A 19,449-nucleotide genomic window follows, 5' to 3' on the forward strand; every position below is an offset into this window, starting at 1 on the left:
GCTAATACGAGCTTTTTGGCCGCCGCTCCAAACTCGGGTAAATGATGCTGCATATGAACTAACAGGGAGCAGGCCGCCGTGGCGCTGCTCCCTGTTGCATTGAAACGACTTGCCTGCTTTATTCGGCGCCATATATTGCGAGATACAGCGGATAGGCTTGCAGATGAATCGCCTTGGCTTTGCGTTGGGCTTCCTCACGATGCTCCGGCACCTGCTCTGCCTCCACATAATCGGCTAGCACGTCGATGACATCGTCGAGCAGTTTCGCCCGACTATACAGCTCCAGTCGGTCGACGACCGCATCTCCTGCTACGGTCAACACTTTGTCCCTCCATAGGGGCCATGACGAATCATGTCTTAGCGGTCCGAGGAGTACCGAGTAATCCATCGCCGCGTCGCCTTGACCGGATAGGTCGTCCCAGTCGATGATCCGGAAGCCGTCTATGCCGCAGGTCAGCACGTTATTGCCGTTCAGGTCGTTATGCACGACATCGCCCGCAGGGAGCAGGAATGCAGGCGTCTGGCGGACGGTCTCCCGCAATCGCTCGATCTCTTCGCCGAACCAGGTTATCGTCTCGTCCGAGACGAAATCTCGGAGCAGCTCCCGCGACTTCCGTATGCCGTCGAGATCCTCCGTGAACCTCTCCATGTATTCGTCCTCGAATGCCTCCGCATACGTGCGAGTCTCTGCCTTAGGCAGCATTTCGCGAAGAACCTCGTCGCGATGGAGCTTCGCTGCCGTCTCGATGACGGCCGTCAGCGGGCCTTTCGGATCACGGGCTTCCGCAAGCGGGATCGCATCCCCGATATAGGCGAACACAAGGCCGTATGGATAGCCCGGGACGATCTCGCGATCAATCGTAGAGACCAGCCGGGGCGCGGCGTAGCGCTCGGCGAGATACTCGCTGACATCCGCCCACTGACGCAAGCGAGCGGCATTGTCCGGGGGAGCCAACTTGACGTGCAGCCGCGTACGGCCGTCCGTCAAACGGATCGACAAGTTACAGAAGCCTCCGGGATTATAGATATATGACGCTTGGATCTGGTTCGGGTCCAAGCCAAGCGCGGCGGCGTTCGCCGATGCCCATTCCGCGACGATTCGTTCCGCTTGTCGTACCTCCATATCTACCTTCATCCTCTCGCTATATTTGGTTTATTCTGGATATTCTAGCATGGAATCGATTATTATTGTAGGTAAAGGACGGTTATAGCGATTTGCCGCGGCAATGGCCATAGACATGTGGTCATATGTAGGGAGTGAGAGACTTGAGGAGATATAAAGTTGCTTTTTATGTTAGCCTCCTGGCACTGATAGGTTTATTCATCGTGCAAGCCTCTCGTGAGTCGAGCGGCTATGCGCAGGCGTTCAGGACGAACCTGAACGAAGCGATTCAAGCGAACTCCACGTTTCGGATGACGGATGTGGCGAATTTCGAGTGGGATCGGATGTATAGGATAGATCCGTATATGCCGAGAGAAGCCATAGAAGAGATCATCGGCACGAAGTTGAAAGGCAGCGCCGAGCTAACGGATGAACTCTTCTATCAGCTTATCTTCGTCAAGGAAGACGAGGTCGTCCTCAATATAATCATGGACGGAATAACGGCCGATTTTTCGTCCAGCAAGAGAATGACGGAACGAGCGGCGTCTCTATTCAGGATTGAGAAGATACCGGACGCTTATGCTGCGGATCGGGAGACGGTTCTCATACACAATGTGATGGAGGGAGACTTGGCGGCGAAAGAATAGTCGACGCGATCTTTCTATCAGCGGGGAAAGCGAATATTCGTGGAGGTGGAGTTATGGTGGTTGCGGTTGAGGTTCGTCAAATGGTGGCGTCCGATGTGGAGCTTGTGTATCGCGTGTTCCACGAAAGCGGCATCGGAAAACCGATGGCCTACATCAGGGAATGTTGGGAGCAGAACGAAGCTGGAGATCGAATTACGTTATTGGCGTTCTATCAGGGAGCGTTTGCCGGGAGCTTGCATCTTCTTCATCGCTCGCATTATCCGTACTTCGCGCAAAATGGCATTCCGGAAATCAACGATTTCAACGTGATTCCGGCCTTGCGCAAACATGGAATCGGCACCGCGTTAATGGACGAGGCGGAGAAAATAGCTCTCGGGCAGCATAGCATCGTCGGGATCGGCGTAGGGCTCTACCGAGATTATGGCAGCGCGCAGCGCATGTATGCCAAAAGAGGCTATGTGCCGGACGGCCGGGGCGTGATGGTTCACAATCAACCGGTTGTACCCGGCAGCTCGGTATGCGTGGACGATGATTTGGTTCTGTATTTTACGAAGGTTAAAGCATAGGACGGCAGTAATTGGTAGAGAAACCAAAATGCTTTGTAGCTGTGGGAAGTTCTTGCAATTTGGGACAGTCCTCCCCCTGTTGAAAACCGATTGATGAATTCAAATAGGGAGGCTGTGGTATTATTAATGTTTAAGAAATCGAATGCTAGAGGTGGAGCGACATGAGTGAGTTTACATATGGGAATATAATTCGAACCGAAGATAAGGCAATTATTTTTAAACACCTCTCCTCAGGTACTCCATACATCGAACTGAATGATCGGTGGCTAGCTTTTTTTACTAAAGAGGATGGCGAACAAAGGTCTTCTGATTTAGTTGAAGAACTCTCCATTCATTGTCCTGTTTTATATTTTTATAATTTAGAAGACCATTTTTGGGGATTTGAAATACTGAATCAAGGTGAGTTTATATCCTCGTTCCATTTTTCCTATGAACTTGAAGGCGAGCTTGAGTATGACATTGCGAGTGAGAGATATCCGGATGTAGACCTCTTTGGAAGCGTAGAAGGTGAAAAAGTCTTTGAAGAAGTGCAAACTGAGCTACAAAATCCAGATGTATTGGAACGTGAAATCAGGAAACATTTCGAATCAGTGAATGCAGAAGATTTTCAGTTATTTGGGGTTAATGAAGAGGCCATCAGAGGTTTAAAACAGTTATTAACAGCTGAAACTTTCTTAAACAGCCAATGGGATGCAGTTGACCGTTTCAAGGAATTTCTCGATTTAACTCAGATGAGTTGGATTCGTTACGATAGAACCGAGAATAGAGAGAACATTCAATATGTGTAGTAGGCTTTACGAGGCTCTGTTCAGTTTTTTGTGTAATGACGAATCCGGTCGGGAATAAGGCGGCGCTTTTTGGGGGGCGCGTTCGTAACAAGCACTAACATCTACATTTCGAGGAGGCGTGATGTCGTTGGGCGGAATATTGCCATTCTTGCTGATCATTGTTGACGGGCTCTTTGCACTACTTGGCTTATATAGTCTATATTTATTTATCAAGTTAGCGACGCGCGGAATAGAAGCGTTAGATATCTATCTGGATGAAAAGCGTAACAGACGTTTGTAGCATGCAGCTCTAAAGAACAACAGTACAGTTAAGAAACGACTGCAGCCGAGTGATCGGCTGCTTTTTGGCGTTAAGCTAACCGGCAGTTTAAGGCAGTGTATCTGTCTGAAGGGAATCATAACCATTGTGAAGAATTTAGAAATTGTGAGAAAACGGAGTTGAATTAACGTCAATAATTTAAGGAGCAGATAAATGAACATTGTTGAGGCGTTGGGTCTTCTTGAGGAAAAAGGGGACATTCCATTCATAATTCCAAGTAGGAGGAAAATTGCTTTTAAAAGTAAGAGTGCTTTAGACCAGCAGACAATTTTGCTACCCAGAACAATAGAATTAATTCATTTTTATCACTATCAAAGTTTAGATATACTTGAATCTGATAAGGGAAGTATTCTACAGAGAGCGAAAAAAGACTGTTTTGATAAAGCTCCAGTGGAGATTATTGCTGGGAATTTATACATCCTATACTTTAAGTCTGCCACAAAAGGTGAATCGAAAATTGAGTTGATGTTAAAAGAGCTCTTTGTTCATTAATTATTCTGGATAAAAACGAACGGGAGAGTAATACCCGTTTTTGATCATATCTGCGATGACAAAAAAGAAATAAGTCCACCCGCGGCTAATGCAGGTGGACTTATTGATTGTGGCTACCAGGCTGATGCATTCATCCTGGCGATTTCATCGGTCAGACCGAGGCGGGTCATTTCTTCCACTATGATTTCTCTGAGATCCTCGCTGTGAAAGTCCTTGGCATTGAAGGAACGGAGCAAGGCCAACTTGCCAGCATAGGTAGCGCGCTCCAAATAGGCCTGCAGCTCCTCAGCTTCCAGATCATCATCAACCAACAGCGCTTCATGCTGCCTTCCCTCATCTTGCGGGTGGACATTGGTAACTCCCAGTCCATCAGGCGTAGCTACGACGATCCGATTCTCCCGCTCCGCCTTAACTCGGTCTAGGTATGTGTAGTATGGCTGGCTAATTTCTGGAAGGTTAAGCGCTTCGACCATTCTGGTCATGACCTGCCGTCTGACAGACTTGTCCTCTTTGGTTGGCGCCCACTCACCCAGATCGGCCTCTTCTTGCTGTTTCTCGGCTTTATACGCCTCTTCATCTTCGTATGAAAAATACAGCAGAGATTCATCTAACGCTATCATTCGTAAGAACTCTCTAATATTATTGGCGATAACCTCTCCTGCTTCGTCCCCGCCCATGGGCGAAACCCTTACAATGGGCGCTTCATTCAGATCCGCTATCGAACCAAATTCGGTCAGAAAACCGTAATGCTCGCCGTCGCCCCCCGTCCAACCAAAGGTGATGACATCCCAAGGCGTATTCCCGTATTCGCTTTGGTAGTATCCGCCGTAGAATCCGAGCTCGTCCCATAGCGACAGCCCCTCTTCTTCGAGCTGATCACCTAACGTATACAGTTCGTTAAGGATGTCAGGTGGTGTATATTTCCCGTAGTTGATCTGTTCGCTTTCTTCGGCGCTCCTCGTCTCTTCAGCGGTCGCCTCCTGCTTCGCCTGCATGGCGAGGTACTCCTCTTGTTCGGCTTCCGTGACCTCACCCGGATTTGGATTGGATTTCACCTCGATGGTTCCTGCAGCTGTATTAATCGTAACCTCTGCATCGGTCACTTCGCTGAATCGCTTAGAATGGATATAGATGTGTTCGTCAACCATTCGGAGAGCATCCTCCCATTCGTCATGCAGCCAGGTTGTTGAGCTCTCTGTCGACCATGTTGATTTCGGGTTCGACCGGCTGTAGGAGAGCGCAAGGGAGTTATCCGCTTCATGTTTGTATGTCCATCCCATAGCAGTAAGAATCGGGTCGAGGGGCAGGTACCACCTTCTTCCGTCCTTAATTGGTTCTAGATCCGAATCAACTTTAGCTCCATCAACAATCATGTTCACTTGCTCTCCTGATTTCTGATTCTGTTCTGAGGAAGGAATTTTATCTCCGCATCCACCCAATACAACAACGACAAACCCAAGGAAGGCTATAAATCCTGCAAGCTTGTGTAGTCTAGTCCAGTTCTCATTCTGTTCGCTCAAGATGTTCCCCCATTTTCCTGTTACATCGTGTAACCCTATATGAAAATATAGCAGATTCATAGATTCGTCAACGGACGAAAATGGATTCACGCCTGGTTTTACAGGAATTCTAACGGGAGGTTATTCAATGTATAGCACGGGCAGCATTCGCTAACGGGGATCGAATATTGTTGTTCCACTCGCAATACAATGTAATGAGTAAAATTTCATTCATTAAAAGGAGCGAATGGTTTGCCGCGCAGCAAGGAACAGTTTGAAGAAATGCGCAATGCCACTAGGGAAAAAATCCATTCAGCCGCGATGCAGTTATTTGTTCATCAAGGTTTTGGCTCGACGAATGTTCAAGATATCGCGGATACGGCGGGCATTAGTATTGGGCTGCTATATCGTCATTACAAAACGAAAGATCAGTTATTTAATGAATTGGTTGCCTACGCGGTTGAAGGCTTGAAACGTAATATTACTTTCTTTGAATCCAACCAATCTCCTAAAAAGTTAATCGCACAGTTCGTCGACGAGGTCTACGCGGACATGGTCAACGGGGAGGAACTAGCCCATCTGCTGATCCTTATTAATCAATCGCTATTAGTTGGAGCTGCCACAGCCTCACCACATGTTGAGGAGATTCTCCAGGTAAATGCCAGGCTGCTTGATACTACGGCACAACTCATTCGCAAGGGTCAGCGGGATGGGGAATTTTGCTCGGGTGATGCGCAAGAAATGGCTGCCCTTTTTTATGCATCGATTCAGGGGTTGGCTCAGATGAAAGTATTACTAATGAGCAACTTCACCATGCCCTCGCCATCTGTCCTCACCGCATTTCTATTGAAGAAAAGGGAGTGACCGGACTATGCTTCACGTGGTTAGAGCTGATCAAGCCGGGAATGATGTGAGGCGAGGAATATCTGAAATATTCGCAGAGGGCTTTACGCAGTGGCTTGGTTTTTTCTCCAAGAATCCCCAAAAGATTGCTGAAGCGTTCGCTCATATGTTCGTTCTGGATCAATTTTATGTGGCTTTGTCCAACGGACGGGTGATCGGTATGGCTGCCTGCACGAATGGAATTTCACTTTCGGTAAAACTTGATACAAGGGAGCTTCGCAAACATCTCGGCTTTTACAAAGGCAGTATGGCTGGTATTTTCCTGAAAAAAGAATTCGAATCTCCCTTTGTCGATCCTTCACCTGGCGTAGGTTCAATCGAATTTGTAGGCACAGCGGCTGAATCCAGGGGGCAAGGGGTTGCTTCGCAAATGATTCGTCATATTATTGAGGCTACGCCTTACGAAACTTACTTAATTGAAGAAGTTGCCGATACCAATATTCCGGCCATGAAACTCTATAATAAATTAGGTTTTCAAGAATACAAACGCAGGCAAATACCAATTAAACGATCAAAGAAAATCGGGATCAATTATGTTGTATCATTGAGATATTCGAAACCAACGAATTCTAGTCTTCTGAAATGAAAGATGCTCCTTAAGCAATCTGGGAGCGAAAGTTGAATGCAGTGACAGCCGGTCAGCACGATCGGCTGTCTTTGTTGAACTTACGGGATAGCGTAGTTCCAGTATGTGGTGGTATATTAGGGCTGTTAATTTTAAACAACGAGGGTACAGATGAAAGGAGATCCATTATAATCATGTGGAAAAATGTCGTGAGTAACCTGTCATCGGATTATCAATTTTCTGTCCCTGCGACAGAGGCAGAGCTTCTGGAAATAGAAGAAAAATTAAATGCGAGCTTGCCTGAGGCGTTGTTGACGTTATACCAGGAGACAAATGGAATCTTCGGCGATTATGGCATTTCATTAGTATGGTCTACGGAAAGAGCGATTAAGGAAAATCTGTATTTTCGCTCGCTTCCGGAAACCCTGGATTATTTAAAGCCTCTTGATGAGTTTCTATTTTTCTCTGATGCAGGAAATGGCGATTTATTTGGATATAAACTAACGAACGGAAATATTCAACGTGAAGACATCTATGTGTGGAACCATGAAAATGATCAACGAACCGTAATCGCTTCGTCCTTAGAGGAATTTATCACAGGCTGGGCAACGGGAGTAATATCGGTTTAAGCAAGTATTAGTGAAAATTTGGGTGGTGTGCTATGAGTCAAGCCGTTGAAGCTTCGTTAGCCTTACGCGTGGAGTCCGCTGAAACAAACACCGTTCTTTCTCGTTTAAGTGGCATGCGAGATCTGGAAGGGAACCCCGAGCAAGTTTATATCGAGCGCTTTGGCAATGCTAGGGCTTTCGTGGTGAAGGGGATACCTGATCCGTATTTCAATGCCGTACGAGGATTAACGAGCGATGATATCGATCGGTTGGATGACATTCTTGCGTTTTATCAAGAACATCAGGTGTCGTGTAGATTCGATATCCCGCCTTTCGTATGTCCGGATGTATTGTTGAAGTTAGCTGAGCGAGGCTACTATCAGAGCGGGTTCCATTCCGCATTGTATCGCTTAGCAGATGGAGACCTTCCTGCGGCACGTCAGAATGAGGGGATAGTAGTCAGAGAGATGGAGGACAACGAGTTTAACCATTTCGGCGAGATCTATGCGAAGGCATTTCAAATGCCCGAATTTTTGGCGCCTGCCGTCACGAAAAATAATCGAATGCTTAAGGATAAGTTAGGTTGGCATTATTTTCTCGCGACTGATCATAACGTTCCTGCTGCAGTGGCGGTCTTGTCGGTTCAGTGAGCCAGATGAATATGCAACGGTTCGGGTTACAACTTGCTTACACCAAGTCGATCTGGAAAGCGATGCCGAAATGAGTTGGCCGGTGAGTGCGCGGTTCCGATAGGCGGCACTTTCACCGAATGGATGGACAGACTGGTAAAATGCCAAGGCGTGGTCGTGGTATATTGGGCCAAGTCAGACGAAATAGGATGAGACGAGCGGAATGATACCCAAACGAAACGAACCGGCCATCTGGCCGGTTCATTGTCCATATTTGCGAGTTGCACGGACGAGCAGGAACGTCTCTATGCCCTTAGGGATGTTCATCGACTGTACGCTAGCCCGCTCCCTCGCAATCAAACAGCATGTGTCCGTTCGCCTTATTTTTTACGCTTGCTAGAGACGATTCTCTTCTTAAGGACGGTTCTACGGCCAAATCGAAGAATTCGGTTGAGTTGATCGTAAGAAACGAAAAACGCGCCCTGCTGGTTTCCAAGCCCGAATAATTTGAAATTTTGGGGATTGAGCCGGATTTCGTATCGGAACAGCTCGTCGAAGCCCGGTTCGATCGTCTTTACGCGCAGCTGCTTGCTCGCGCCTCCGCCTCGTACCGAAATCGCGACTTGGTCGGCCAAGTAGTAACCAAGCCTTTCTTTCAGTCCGTCGCCGATGCCGATCTGATTGGCCGGATAAGTCTGGTCGGGAATGACGAGAACGCGCTCCGTCGAAACCGGTTTCCTGAGAATTCGGATGATCTTCGTTACGCTGTCATAAGCGAATAAGTATCTCGCTCCGCTCCTAAGCTGCAGCTTTTGAGCTACATTCGGGCTGACATTAAACGCATTGTAGTTGCACTCGAACGATCCCTCGGGCTCGCGTACAGTGACCTTCACGCTGGCGGTCCCCCGAACCAAAGTCACTTGGGTAAGATTCGGAATGGCGAACACGTCGAAGCTGGATGTCGGAGCCCCTCCGCAAGACAAGAGCTCTATTTCATTACTAGCGCTAGACGGCTCAGCAAAATCAATCCCGCCTCGCACGATAGCCTTTATACCTTTTTTCAAGCTGCTCACTCCCCACTTAATAGATAGGATATGCTATGAAAATCGAGGGATATAAGCATGGTTGCTTAACTAGAATCGATCGCCCAATTCGAACTAATCGTTAGGCGTCCCTTCATGACGTATATTCATGCTGGCAATGGACAACGCTTAAACTTAACTATGGTTTTTATGCGGGAGGTCATCGCTTCTTGAAATATGAACTAGGACGTTGCTTACTGAATGAATGCTTGAAGGAATCCGGAAAGTCAGCGGAATGGCTGGCAAAAGACCTGCTATATAAACCGGAACGAGTTTACGACTATATGGAAAACAAAAGAGTGATGCCGCTCAAAACTGCCATATCGATCGCGGATTCCATCGGTTGTGATGTTCGCGCCTTGTATGAATTAATTCCGAACGAGAATGAAGTGAAGCGTGATTAACGGAATAAGCGGTAGGTTGCCTTTAGACGAATGTGATCCAGCAAGCTAACAGGAGAAGATAGCTTAATAAAGTCAGCAGCAGCCGGCCATGGGGACCGGCTGCTTTGTCGTTACGCTAAAGGGGGAGTTAGGTATGGAGGTCGTAGTGCTTCTGTGTGTTACCTGTATGGGGAGTATACGGTTCGACCAAGGTTTATAGATCGACTCTTAAGGTGCCCAACATCTTGACGAATTTCGGGTCATGGTAGGATAAGAAAAGAGTTTCCCGCGTATCGAGCGCGGAAATTTGTTCGATATCGTCCGTGCTCAACTCAAAATCGAAAATGTCGAAGTTTTCAACGATCCGCTCTTTTCTCGCTGATTTTGGAATGACAACGACTTCACGCTGAACAAGCCAGCGCAACACGACCTGGGCGACGGACTTGGAATGTTTTGCCGCGACCGCGGCCAGCACTTCGTTGCCGAACATGTTGTTAAGTCCTTCAGCGAACGGCGCCCACGACTGGTGCTGCACGCCCTGTTCTTTCATAAAAGCGGCGCTCTCGATCTGTTGGTAGAACGGGTGCGTTTCGACCTGGTTGACGGCGGGGACGATCTCGTTATGCACGATCAGGTCCATCAGACGGTCAGGCAGGAAGTTGCTGACACCGATTGCCCTGATCTTGCCTTCGCGGTACAGGTCTTCCATCGCACGCCAAGCGCCGTAGTAATCGCCGAACGGCTGGTGAATCAGATACAGGTCGAGATAGTCGAGCTGCAGCTTCTTGAGCGACTTGGCAAACGCCAGCTTGGCACTCTCGTAGCCGGCATCCTGAACCCAGAGCTTGGTTGTGATGAACAGCTCTTCACGCGGTACGCCGCTGCGCTTAATCGCGCGTCCGACCGCTTCCTCGTTCAGGTAACCGGCGGCGGTGTCGATCAGGCGGTAACCGGTCATCAGCGCTTCATATACCGCATTCTCGCATTCATTCGCATCGGGAATTTGATAGACGCCGAAGCCGATGATCGGCATTTGTACTCCATTGTTCAAGGTTACGGTTTGCATGGCCATTCCTCCCATTGTTCAAATGTAATACAGCAAACGGCGCGTATCCCGGGAACCGGGCATTTCAGCGAGGGTTCGCTTACGGCTGGATTTGTATTACACTAAGCTTAGAACCTTCGTGTTACACGAAGGCAAGTCTTCTTCAATAATTTATTTTCCGGGGAGGATTTCATATCCATACGGTCAAAGAAGCAGCCCGGCTAACGGGACTCACCGAGCACGCGGTGCGCTTTTACACGGATAAAGGCCTCGTGCCCAGCGTGCAGCGCAATGAGAATAATATCCGGATGTTCGACGAAGAATCGATTAACTGGCTGCATGGCGTCAAATGCCTCAAACAATCCGGGATGCCGATTGAAGCCATTAAAACGTACGTCGATCTCTGTCTCGAAGGGGATTCGACCATTGCGCAACGCTTCGCGCTCATGATGGGGCATAAAGAGGCGGCGATCGTAAAGCTCGAAGAAGCCAAACGGCACATCGCCCATTTGGAACAAAAAACTGCCCTATATCTGGCCATTCTGGAGCACGGTGCGCCAGACACGACCAATCCCGGCAACTGGGACGACATTTTGCATATGCATGGTGACGTATTTTACTCGCCCTCTGCTCGTAAGGCGTAAGAGCTATTTGTGAGTTGGACAAAAATCGTTAGTGGGAGGTCGTAAGTTGGCAACTATTGATGATTTTGCAGCGCTTGATATCCGTGTCGGAACGGTTAAGGAAGCGGAGTTTTTTGGAGAAGCCAAAATCCCCGCGATAAAGCTTAAGATCGATTTTGGACCGGAGATCGGGATGAAATCATCTAGCGCACAAATTACGAAGCGCTACAAGGCGGAGGAAATGATAGGAAAGCAAATAATCGCAATCGTCAATTTTCCTCCTCGTCGCATAGCGGGATTCCAATCGGATGTATTGGTTCTTGGAGGAGTCCCGGAAAAGGGGGATGTCATACTATTGAAACCAGAGATTGAAATACCTAATGGTACTCCTATTGGTTAAAAATGTTCGACATCTCTAGAAGGAGCCTATTATGCTTTGAAGATCATACGATTTATCCAAAAGCGTATCATAGCACGTCGAAAGAATTCGTGGAGATAAATGCCAATCAAGTATCCATTGCCAAATTAATCGAGAAAGAATGAAAGTTCAGCTAACGCCATTCTACGCTTCGGCACATAAAACACGCTTGACATTATCATCCAAACCACTATACTGTAAATAATATCCAAAAGCCATGGAAGGAACGAGTACCCTGAAGTTCATTGTCAAAGCGAGCCGGCGGGCGGTGAAAGGTCCGGCACAATGAAGCAGGCGAATGGCTCCTTTCGCTTCAATCCGAACGTTGCGCGCGCAATCAGTAGGCGTTGACGGGATGTCCCTCCGTTATCTTGGGGACGCGTGTTAGTCGTTGTGACACGTGTGAGTGCGATCGATGGATCGAATTCGGGTGGTATCGCGGAGTGAACGCTTCGTCCCTTTGGGGATGAGGTGTTTTTTTTTATTTTCATTAAAAGGGGCTGAGCGAATGAAACGCGTGTTGTCGGGCATCAAACCTAGCGGCGAACTGAATATCGGCGGATTTGGAGGGGCGCTGAATCCATTTGTCGCCATGCAGGAGGAGTACGAGTGTTACTTCTTTATTCCGGATCTTCATGCCGTAACGGTATCGCAAGACCCGAGGGAGCTGTTCCAGCGTTCGAAGGATATCGCGGCGTTCTACTTGGCGGCCGGCATCGATCCGCGTAAAGCGGTCATTTTCATTCAATCCCAAGTCGCTGCGCATGCCGAACTCGGATGGCTGATGGAGACGCAAGCGCATGTCGGCGAGCTGAATCGCATGACGCAATTCAAGGAGAAGTCGGACGGGAGGGAGGCGGTCAGTTCGGCGTTGTTCACGTACCCGGCCTTAATGGCCGCGGATATCCTGCTATACCAGGCGACCCATGTTCCGGTGGGGGACGATCAGAAGCAGCACTTGGAGCTGACGAGAGACCTGGCGGAGCGTTTCAATAACCGATTCGGTCCGACATTCGCGATGCCCGAGCCGATCATACAGACGATTGGTTCCCGCATTATGGGCTTAGACGATCCCGCGAAAAAAATGAGCAAGAGCAACCCGAACGTAAGCAGCTATGTGCTGATGCTGGACTCGCCCGAAACCATCCGCAAGAAATTTGCCCGCGCGGTGACGGATTCCGAGATGAGCGTTCGTTACGACTGGGAACTCAAACCCGCGGTGAGCAACCTAATCGAGATCTACGCCGTGTTCTCGGGTGAACCGATCGAGACGATCGAGCGACGATATGAAGGGCAAGGTTATGGCGGGTTCAAAAAGGATCTCGCGGAGGTCGTCATCGAGAAGCTCATTCCGATTCAGCAGCGCTATCATGAAATCGTGCACTCGGAGGAATTGACCCGCGTGCTGAAAGAGGGCGCCGCACGAGCGGCAGAGGTGGCGAGCGAGACGCTCGTGAAGGCGAAGAAGGCGATGGGTTTCGTTACGTTTGAATGAAGAAGCCGCGGCAGCCGATCACAGCGATCGGCTTTTCGTCATTCGTCATCCGTCATCCGTCAGCAGGAAAATATTTACAAGCGAACAAGTGATCGCTATAATGTGGTGGTAATGATCATGATTTGACTGCGGTCTCGATCAACTAGCTTTGCTGAGGGAGGGCGTTACGGATGAAGGACATGACGAAACGATTGCCGGAGCACGAAGAGAAATATATTGGCGAGCATGATTTGTTTTTGGAAATATTCGAGGGGGACAATCTCTCGGGTTCAGCGCATGAAAGACCGCCTCTGCTGTTTGTGCACGGCGCCTTCACGGGAAGTTGGATGTGGAGCAAATACCTCCCTCACTTTATCCGTGAAGGGTGGAAATGTTATGCGATGAATATGAGAAGCCATTACAAAAGCAGAGTGCTGGACATGACGCAGGTTACGTTCGACGATTACTTGGCGGACATCAAAGAGGTGATTGCCGAGTGCGGCGTTCCGCCGATCGTGGTCGGGTTTAGCATGGGCGGGATTTTAAGCCAGAAGTTGGCGGAGACCGTCGAGATCGCCGGGCTCGTATTGATCGACTCGGTCATTAGCAGAGAAGTGTATGAAGCCGTCCCTTACGAGGAATTGGGCCATCCGACGACGGATTCTGTTGTGGCCGCGCCGACCCGTGAAGAGCTTGTATCGATGGATGAATCCGCGGAGGATATTGCCTTTCAGCGCAAGTATTTGACCATGGAGTCGGCGAAGGCATTCAACGCGTTCGTCTTCTCGGCCGAGTCGAAGGGGATACCGGTGGACAGCGGATCGATCACGTGTCCATGTCTGGTGATCAAGGCCGTGAACAATGAGGGGGACGACCGCCGGGGCCGCGCGATGGCCGAACAACTGCGTGCTGATTATACCGGGTTGTGGAAGACCACGCATACCGGGGTGCTCGTCGGGCAGCGATATACGGAAGCCGTAGATGCCGTCTTGGATTGGCTAAGGAAGTCGTTCCACTGATTTAAGCATGACGATTAATAACGTGGATAGCCAATGGAAAAGAGAGGGACCCGTCATCATCGACGAGTCCCTTACTGCTATCCTGCGCTGGTATGCGCTCGTTAACAGTCGCTGCCGCAACGCAGGACTATTCGTTCTTGTAATCGATCTCGAGAAACTTCTCGACCTCGGGCACCCAGCGCTCCTGCACGAAGCGGACGTGATTCGGATGATCGTTGTATGCCTCGTAGTCGGCTTGATTGGCGAATTCCATCGCGAAACCGTAGTCGTACTCGTTCTTCGGGCTCACTTGGCGGTACACCTTGAAATGGCGAACGACGGGAATGGAGGTCAGTTCGGCGCGGGCGTCTTGCAGGAACCGCTGCTCCTCCTCCGAGCCCGGGGCATGCTTCAAGCTGAAAATAACGGAATGCAAAATCCAGTCTTTCTCCTGCGTCATGGTATTCGCTCCTTCTACTAGAATGGGAAAATCTTCTGTCGCTGTTTCTATTCTAGCAAAGCAATCAACCGAAAGGAACGCCGACGTCGGGGCTAGCGAGAAAAGAGACATGAATTTTCGCCTAATCTCAGGGGTTTCATTCATCCCGTTTTCCGATTACATTGGGACTAGGTACGACAAAGCATGCTGACGGACATTCTCTCGGTTCTTCATCTCGCGGGAAATGGTCATTCAGCGCAATCGGAGGTTAGCTGGAATGGGAGATCAAACGTTGACAACAACCAAGAAGCAGATCGGCGTTCCGTTGGAAGGCTTTGCGGCATTCAGCCGGAGAGCGGCCGCGGAAGGCGCCGTGCTATTGAAGAATGACGGAAACGCGCTTCCGCTGCTGGAGGGGGACCGCGTGGCGGTATTCGGCCGCACGCAGTTCAACTATTACCGAAGCGGGACCGGCTCCGGCGGGAGCGTTCATGTGGCATATACGACGAACCTGATCGACGGCCTGCGCGCCAAGCCGCAGATCGCGGTCAATGAGCGGTTGGCGGCCGCCTACGAACAATGGCTGGCGGAGCATCCGTTCGATAACGGCGGCGGCGGCTGGGCGGCGGAGCCGTGGCATCAGCAAGAGATGCCGCTGACGGACGAGCTGGTGTCCGCGGCTCGCATGCAATCGAACAAAGCGATCGTCGTCATCGGCCGAACGGCCGGAGAAGATCAGGATAACGCGAATACGCCGGGCAGCTACCAGCTGACGCCGGACGAGAAAGCGGTCCTGAAGCTCGTCGCCGCGCGCTTCGAGCAGACGGTCGTCGTGCTGAACGTCGCCAATATTATCGACATGGGCTGGATGCTGGAGGAAGGCTGCGCCGTTCCATGCGTCATTTATGCGTGGCAGGGCGGCATGGAAGGCGGCAATGCGATTGCGGACGTGCTCGTCGGCGAGGTAACCCCGAGCGGCAAATTAACCGACACGATCGCCTACTCGATCGACGATTATCCGTCGACGGCGAATTACGGCAGCGACAGCAAGAACCTGTACCAAGAGGATATTTACGTCGGATACCGTTATTTCGAGACCTTCCGTCCCGATCGCGTCATGTACGAGTTCGGGTTCGGGCTGTCCTACACCGAGTTCAAGCTGGTGTCTTCGGAAGCGCAACGAACGGTTCGCGAGGGTCAAGTCTATCTCGAGCTTGCAGTTGACGTAACCAACGCCGGCCGCGTCTATGCGGGCAAGGAGGTCGTCCAAGCGTACGTCGAGGCGCCGCAAGGCAACCTCGGCAAGCCGGCTAGAGCGCTTGTCGCGTTCGCGAAGACGGACGAGCTGCAGCCCGGACAGTCGCAGCGGCTCGTGCTGCGGATTCCGGTCGCGGCCTTAGCCTCGTATGACGACGCGGGCAGCACGGGACATCCGTCCGCCTATGTGTTGGAGCCTGGCATGTACCGTCTCTATATCGGAACCAGCGTGAAGAAGCTCGTGCCGGTTGCCGTCGAGGGGCAGGAGGGGTATGCGGTAGAGACGCTGCGGGTGGTCGAGCAGCTGGAGGAGGCGATGGCGCCGACGGAAGCTTATACGCGCATGAAGCCGGGGGCGCGCAAGCCGGACGGCACCTATGAACTTCTTTATGCCGAGGCGCCGCGCCGGACGGTATCGATGGCCGAGCGGATCGAACGGAACCTTCCGCCAAGCTTGGAGCAGACGGGAGACCGCGGGCTTACCTTGCAGGATGTGGCGGCTGGTAATATCGGCATGGACGCGTTCGTCGCACAATTGAGCGACGAGGATCTGGCCACCCTCGCCCGGGGCGAAGGGATGGGCAGCCCGCTCGTGACGCCGGGTACCGCGTCGGCTTTCGGCGGCTTGAGCGAAGGGCTGCTGCGCTTCGGGATTCCGACCGCCTGCACAGCGGACGGACCGTCCGGTATCCGGATGGACAGCGGCCATAAAGCGACGCAGGTTCCGATCGGCACGCTGCTCGCGGCGACGTGGGATACGGCGCTCGTCGAACAGCTGTACGAGATGGAAGGCAGGGAGCTTCTGCGCAATGAGATCGATACGCTGCTCGGACCGGGCATGAACATTCGGCGCAGTCCGCTTAACGGACGGAATTTCGAGTATTTCTCGGAGGATCCGCTCGTGACGGGGGCGTTCGCGGCCGCATGCGTGCGCGGGATCATGAAGGGCGGCTCGAACGCCACCTTGAAGCACTTCGCCTGCAACAACCAGGAGAAGCACCGGCATCAGGTCGATGCGGTCGTCTCCGAGCGCGCCTTGCGCGAAATTTATTTGAAGGGATTCGAGATCGCGGTGAAGCAAGGCGGCGCCAATTGCATTATGACCGCCTATAATCCGATCAATGGGCATTGGTCGGCTTCGAACTACGATCTGAATACGACGATTCTGCGCAAGGAATGGAGCTTCCAAGGCATCGTCATGACGGACTGGTGGGCGAGAATGAACGATCCCGTAACAGGCGGCCCGTCGGACATCAAGAACACGGCCGCGATGATCCGCGCGCAGAACGATCTGTACATGGTGGTCCCGAACTACGGGGCCGAAGTGAACGTCATGGATGACAATACGCTGCAATCGCTGGCAAACGGAACCTTAACCCGCGGCGAGCTGCAGCGTAATGCGATGAATATTTGCCGCTTCATCATGGGGGCGCCGGTATTCGCTAGAGAACCGGAGCAGGAAGAATCCGTTCCCTGGTTCGCGGGCAATCCGAATCTAAGCGCGGATGGCGCGCAATCGATTGAGGGAGACCCGAACGTGAAGATCGCCGTTGGCGGCACCGCTTGTTTCGCGGTAGAGGAAGCCGGTCGTTACCGCATGGTCGTCGAGCTGATGTCCGCCGATAACCTATGGGCGCAAAGCGCATGCAGCGCCAGCTTGAACGGGCAGCTGATCACGACCATCCAGACGAACGGAACGGAAGGCAAATGGGTGAAGCAGCGCCTGCTCACCATCGAGCTGGAAGCCGGGCAATACGAATTGTCGGTGGAAGCCGTCAAGCCGGGCATGCAGATCGAGTCGATCGCGTTCAAACGCGTAAATTAGCAGTCTCAGAAGACCAAGCCGTATAGATTGCGGCTTGGTTTTTTTGAGTGGGAACTCACGCGCGTATGAAGCTTTGTCCGCAAGGACAAAAGCGTGCAGAGCTCGAACTTCCCGCCGACCGCGAACAAGCGAACCAGCACGAACAAGGGAGTCCAGAGGGCAAAGCCCTTTGGAGCCTCCTCGGCGGAGGAGGTGGGAGGAGGGAGCAACAAAAGTGGGGCCAACGGGGCGCAGCCCCCTTAACCTGACAGCATTGCAGCGGAGGGGGAGGGGAGCGGAAGGTTGTTATTGTCGTAAGCGGTTGCGCTGTTCATAATGGAAGAAGATTGAACGAGCGGCGCGGGGCGTCGGCCAATGGCGGAGCACGCTGCAGAGCCGTTCATTCGAGATGAGAGGAAAGAAGGCGGGGCGGATGATATCCGCGATAAGGACGGCTATCGAGAGGACGCTGATCTTTTCGATAGCCGCCGTTTATATTGTGCTGCAGGCGGCTGGACTTGATGAGCTGGTATTTCTGATGGGCGGGTTGGTGTTCGCCGCGATCCTCCTCCTGTTGCCGAGACTGAAAGGGATGACGCGCTGGCTCACGGTTTTCTTCCTGGCTGCCGGCGTCATGCTGCTGTCGATTCAGCAAGCGGATGCGCGAACCTGGTTCGAGTCGGCCGGCATTAACGTGACGATCGTGACGCTGTTCTTATTCGCCCCCTTGTTCGGGATTCCGGTTCGCATTCCCCGGTACGTGGAAGCGTTGAAGCGGTTTTACGAAGCGAGCCTGCGCAGCAAGACGGCTTTGTTCTTGGGCACGCAGCTGCTAACGCAGATCATGGGCGTCTTTATTAACGTGGGCTCGATTCCGGTCGTGTATCAAATGGTGTTCGTGAGGCCGCTGCCGGGCATGAGCCAGCTGCTCGCCAACGCGATGAACCGGGGCTTTGCGGGGGCCATTCTGTGGTCGCCCTATTTTGCCGCGATGACGCTCGTCACCTCGTCGCTTGGGCTGTCTTGGTCGTCCGTCCTGCCATATATGCTGGGATTGGCGGTGCTGAGCCTTGCCATCAGCTGGGCCGTCGATTGGCGCGAGCTGCGTCAAGCCGAGGTGGAAGATGCCGAACCCGGGCAGTCGGCGGACGCGAAGGAGCGCGCGGCGTTCCCGTACGGCCTCGCGCTGTATCTAGCGGCGGCCATTATCGTGATTCTGGTCTTGGAACGCTTGATCGAGCTGCCCATGGTCCTCTTGATCTGCTTGGCCGCGGCCGCTTTCCCGCTGTGCTGGTGCTTAACGCTAGGGGCTTGGCGCGTCTATCGGGAAGGGTTAAGGAACCATGTCGCGGTCACGCTGCCTGCTCTGCAAAAGGAGATCACGCTCTTTCTGGCGGCCGGCTTCTTCAGCGGTTCGATCGGGGCGACGGACTTCGGCTCCAAGGTTCCGGGCTGGCTGGAGATCGTCCCGCTGCCGATGGCGATCACGTTCTCGCTGCTCGCCATTCTGTTGATCGCGGGAACGTCGCTAATCGGGCTTCATCCGATCGTGCCCGTGACGCTGCTGGCCGGGGGCATAGACCCTGCGAGCGTCGGGATCGGTCCGGTCTATTTCGCGGTGCTGCTGCTCGGCGGCTGGGCATTGTCCAACCCGATATCGCCGGCTTCGGCCGTCAATAATCTACTGTCCGGTCTGCTCGGGAAATCCGTCTTCGAGATGGCTGCGCCGAATTACAAGTACGCCGCCTTCATGGGGCTGGGGCTGATCGTGTATCTGCTGGTTGCGCTCGGCGGATGACGGGGATTTA

Annotated in this window: 20 protein-coding genes and 1 other annotated feature; of the genes, 15 read left to right on the forward strand and 5 right to left on the reverse strand. The window is 51.9% G+C overall.

What is annotated here, in order from left to right:
* Positions 1 to 118: 118 nt before the first annotated feature.
* Positions 119 to 1,123, reverse strand: coding sequence for an aminoglycoside phosphotransferase family protein (locus tag BCM02_RS23645; protein WP_148931589.1), 1,005 nt, complete (start codon positions 1,121 to 1,123; stop codon positions 119 to 121).
* A gap of 203 nt (positions 1,124 to 1,326) precedes the next feature.
* Here BCM02_RS23645 and BCM02_RS23650 point away from each other — a divergent pair, with 203 nt between their 5' ends.
* The 4 genes from BCM02_RS23650 to BCM02_RS23665 all read left to right on the forward strand — a co-directional run bounded on the left by BCM02_RS23650 (position 1,327) and on the right by BCM02_RS23665 (position 3,914).
* Positions 1,327 to 1,749 (forward strand): hypothetical protein, encoded by a 423-nt coding sequence (locus tag BCM02_RS23650; protein ID WP_148931590.1) that lies wholly within the window; start codon positions 1,327 to 1,329, stop codon positions 1,747 to 1,749.
* A 53-nt stretch (positions 1,750 to 1,802) separates the two neighbouring features.
* Positions 1,803 to 2,315, forward strand: coding sequence for a GNAT family N-acetyltransferase (locus BCM02_RS23655; protein WP_246183524.1), 513 nt, complete (start codon positions 1,803 to 1,805; stop codon positions 2,313 to 2,315).
* Between the two features lie 161 nt (positions 2,316 to 2,476).
* Entirely contained in the window at positions 2,477 to 3,103 is a 627-nt protein-coding gene (locus BCM02_RS23660) for a hypothetical protein (RefSeq protein ID WP_148931591.1), read from the forward strand.
* A 472-nt stretch (positions 3,104 to 3,575) separates the two neighbouring features.
* Positions 3,576 to 3,914 (forward strand): hypothetical protein, encoded by a 339-nt coding sequence (locus tag BCM02_RS23665; RefSeq protein ID WP_148931592.1) that lies wholly within the window; start codon positions 3,576 to 3,578, stop codon positions 3,912 to 3,914.
* A 113-nt stretch (positions 3,915 to 4,027) separates the two neighbouring features.
* Here the strand turns inward: BCM02_RS23665 and BCM02_RS23670 are convergent, their stop codons facing one another.
* Complete coding sequence (locus BCM02_RS23670) at positions 4,028 to 5,434, reverse strand: hypothetical protein (RefSeq protein WP_148931593.1); 1,407 nt, start codon at positions 5,432 to 5,434, stop codon at positions 4,028 to 4,030.
* 231 nt (positions 5,435 to 5,665) lie between these two features.
* Between BCM02_RS23670 and BCM02_RS23675 the strand changes: the two genes are divergently transcribed.
* From BCM02_RS23675 to BCM02_RS23690, 4 genes are all read left to right on the forward strand, one after another.
* Positions 5,666 to 6,277, forward strand: a complete 612-nt coding sequence (locus tag BCM02_RS23675; RefSeq protein WP_148931594.1) for a TetR/AcrR family transcriptional regulator — start codon at positions 5,666 to 5,668, stop codon at positions 6,275 to 6,277.
* A 7-nt stretch (positions 6,278 to 6,284) separates the two neighbouring features.
* Positions 6,285 to 6,902, forward strand: coding sequence for a GNAT family N-acetyltransferase (locus tag BCM02_RS23680; RefSeq protein ID WP_148931595.1), 618 nt, complete (start codon positions 6,285 to 6,287; stop codon positions 6,900 to 6,902).
* Between the two features lie 173 nt (positions 6,903 to 7,075).
* Entirely contained in the window at positions 7,076 to 7,510 is a 435-nt protein-coding gene (locus BCM02_RS23685) for an SMI1/KNR4 family protein (RefSeq protein ID WP_148931596.1), read from the forward strand.
* A 32-nt stretch (positions 7,511 to 7,542) separates the two neighbouring features.
* Positions 7,543 to 8,139 (forward strand): acetyltransferase, encoded by a 597-nt coding sequence (locus BCM02_RS23690; RefSeq protein ID WP_246183525.1) that lies wholly within the window; start codon positions 7,543 to 7,545, stop codon positions 8,137 to 8,139.
* Between the two features lie 359 nt (positions 8,140 to 8,498).
* Here the strand turns inward: BCM02_RS23690 and BCM02_RS23695 are convergent, their stop codons facing one another.
* The gene (locus BCM02_RS23695; protein WP_148931597.1) at positions 8,499 to 9,011 is read right to left on the reverse strand and encodes a hypothetical protein; all 513 of its coding nucleotides are present in this window, start codon (positions 9,009 to 9,011) and stop codon (positions 8,499 to 8,501) included.
* Positions 9,012 to 9,370: 359 nt separating this feature from the next.
* On the opposite strand from BCM02_RS23695, the gene BCM02_RS23700 reads away from it, so the two are divergent.
* A complete protein-coding gene (locus tag BCM02_RS23700; protein WP_148931598.1) occupies positions 9,371 to 9,604 on the forward strand; it encodes an XRE family transcriptional regulator in 234 nt (77 codons plus the stop codon).
* 193 nt (positions 9,605 to 9,797) lie between these two features.
* On the opposite strand, the gene BCM02_RS23705 is transcribed toward BCM02_RS23700, so the two are convergent.
* Complete coding sequence (locus BCM02_RS23705) at positions 9,798 to 10,649, reverse strand: aldo/keto reductase (protein ID WP_148931599.1); 852 nt, start codon at positions 10,647 to 10,649, stop codon at positions 9,798 to 9,800.
* Positions 10,650 to 10,822: 173 nt separating this feature from the next.
* Between BCM02_RS23705 and BCM02_RS23710 the strand changes: the two genes are divergently transcribed.
* The 4 genes from BCM02_RS23710 to BCM02_RS23725 all read left to right on the forward strand — a co-directional run bounded on the left by BCM02_RS23710 (position 10,823) and on the right by BCM02_RS23725 (position 14,162).
* On the forward strand, positions 10,823 to 11,272 hold the full coding sequence (locus tag BCM02_RS23710; RefSeq protein WP_148931600.1) for a MerR family transcriptional regulator: 450 nt from the start codon (positions 10,823 to 10,825) through the stop codon (positions 11,270 to 11,272).
* Between the two features lie 46 nt (positions 11,273 to 11,318).
* Complete coding sequence (gene csaA / locus BCM02_RS23715; protein ID WP_148931601.1) at positions 11,319 to 11,651, forward strand: chaperone CsaA; 333 nt, start codon at positions 11,319 to 11,321, stop codon at positions 11,649 to 11,651.
* A gap of 226 nt (positions 11,652 to 11,877) precedes the next feature.
* Positions 11,878 to 12,132: a binding site (T-box leader), on the forward strand.
* A 45-nt stretch (positions 12,133 to 12,177) separates the two neighbouring features.
* Complete coding sequence (gene trpS / locus BCM02_RS23720; protein ID WP_148931602.1) at positions 12,178 to 13,164, forward strand: tryptophan--tRNA ligase; 987 nt, start codon at positions 12,178 to 12,180, stop codon at positions 13,162 to 13,164.
* A gap of 170 nt (positions 13,165 to 13,334) precedes the next feature.
* Positions 13,335 to 14,162 (forward strand): alpha/beta fold hydrolase, encoded by an 828-nt coding sequence (locus BCM02_RS23725; protein WP_148931603.1) that lies wholly within the window; start codon positions 13,335 to 13,337, stop codon positions 14,160 to 14,162.
* 127 nt (positions 14,163 to 14,289) lie between these two features.
* Here BCM02_RS23725 and BCM02_RS23730 read toward each other — a convergent pair whose 3' ends face one another.
* Positions 14,290 to 14,601 (reverse strand): Dabb family protein, encoded by a 312-nt coding sequence (locus BCM02_RS23730; RefSeq protein WP_148931604.1) that lies wholly within the window; start codon positions 14,599 to 14,601, stop codon positions 14,290 to 14,292.
* Positions 14,602 to 14,872: 271 nt separating this feature from the next.
* Here BCM02_RS23730 and BCM02_RS23735 point away from each other — a divergent pair, with 271 nt between their 5' ends.
* Positions 14,873 to 17,662, forward strand: a complete 2,790-nt coding sequence (locus BCM02_RS23735; protein WP_246183526.1) for a glycoside hydrolase family 3 protein — start codon at positions 14,873 to 14,875, stop codon at positions 17,660 to 17,662.
* 412 nt (positions 17,663 to 18,074) lie between these two features.
* Positions 18,075 to 19,439: a hypothetical protein gene (locus BCM02_RS23740; RefSeq protein WP_148931606.1), complete on the forward strand. Its 1,365-nt coding sequence runs from the start codon at positions 18,075 to 18,077 to the stop codon at positions 19,437 to 19,439.
* Positions 19,440 to 19,449: the final 10 nt, after the last annotated feature.

Source organism: Paenibacillus methanolicus (assembly GCF_008124765.1).
GTDB classification, from domain to species: Bacteria; Bacillota; Bacilli; order Paenibacillales; family Paenibacillaceae; genus Paenibacillus_Z; species Paenibacillus_Z methanolicus.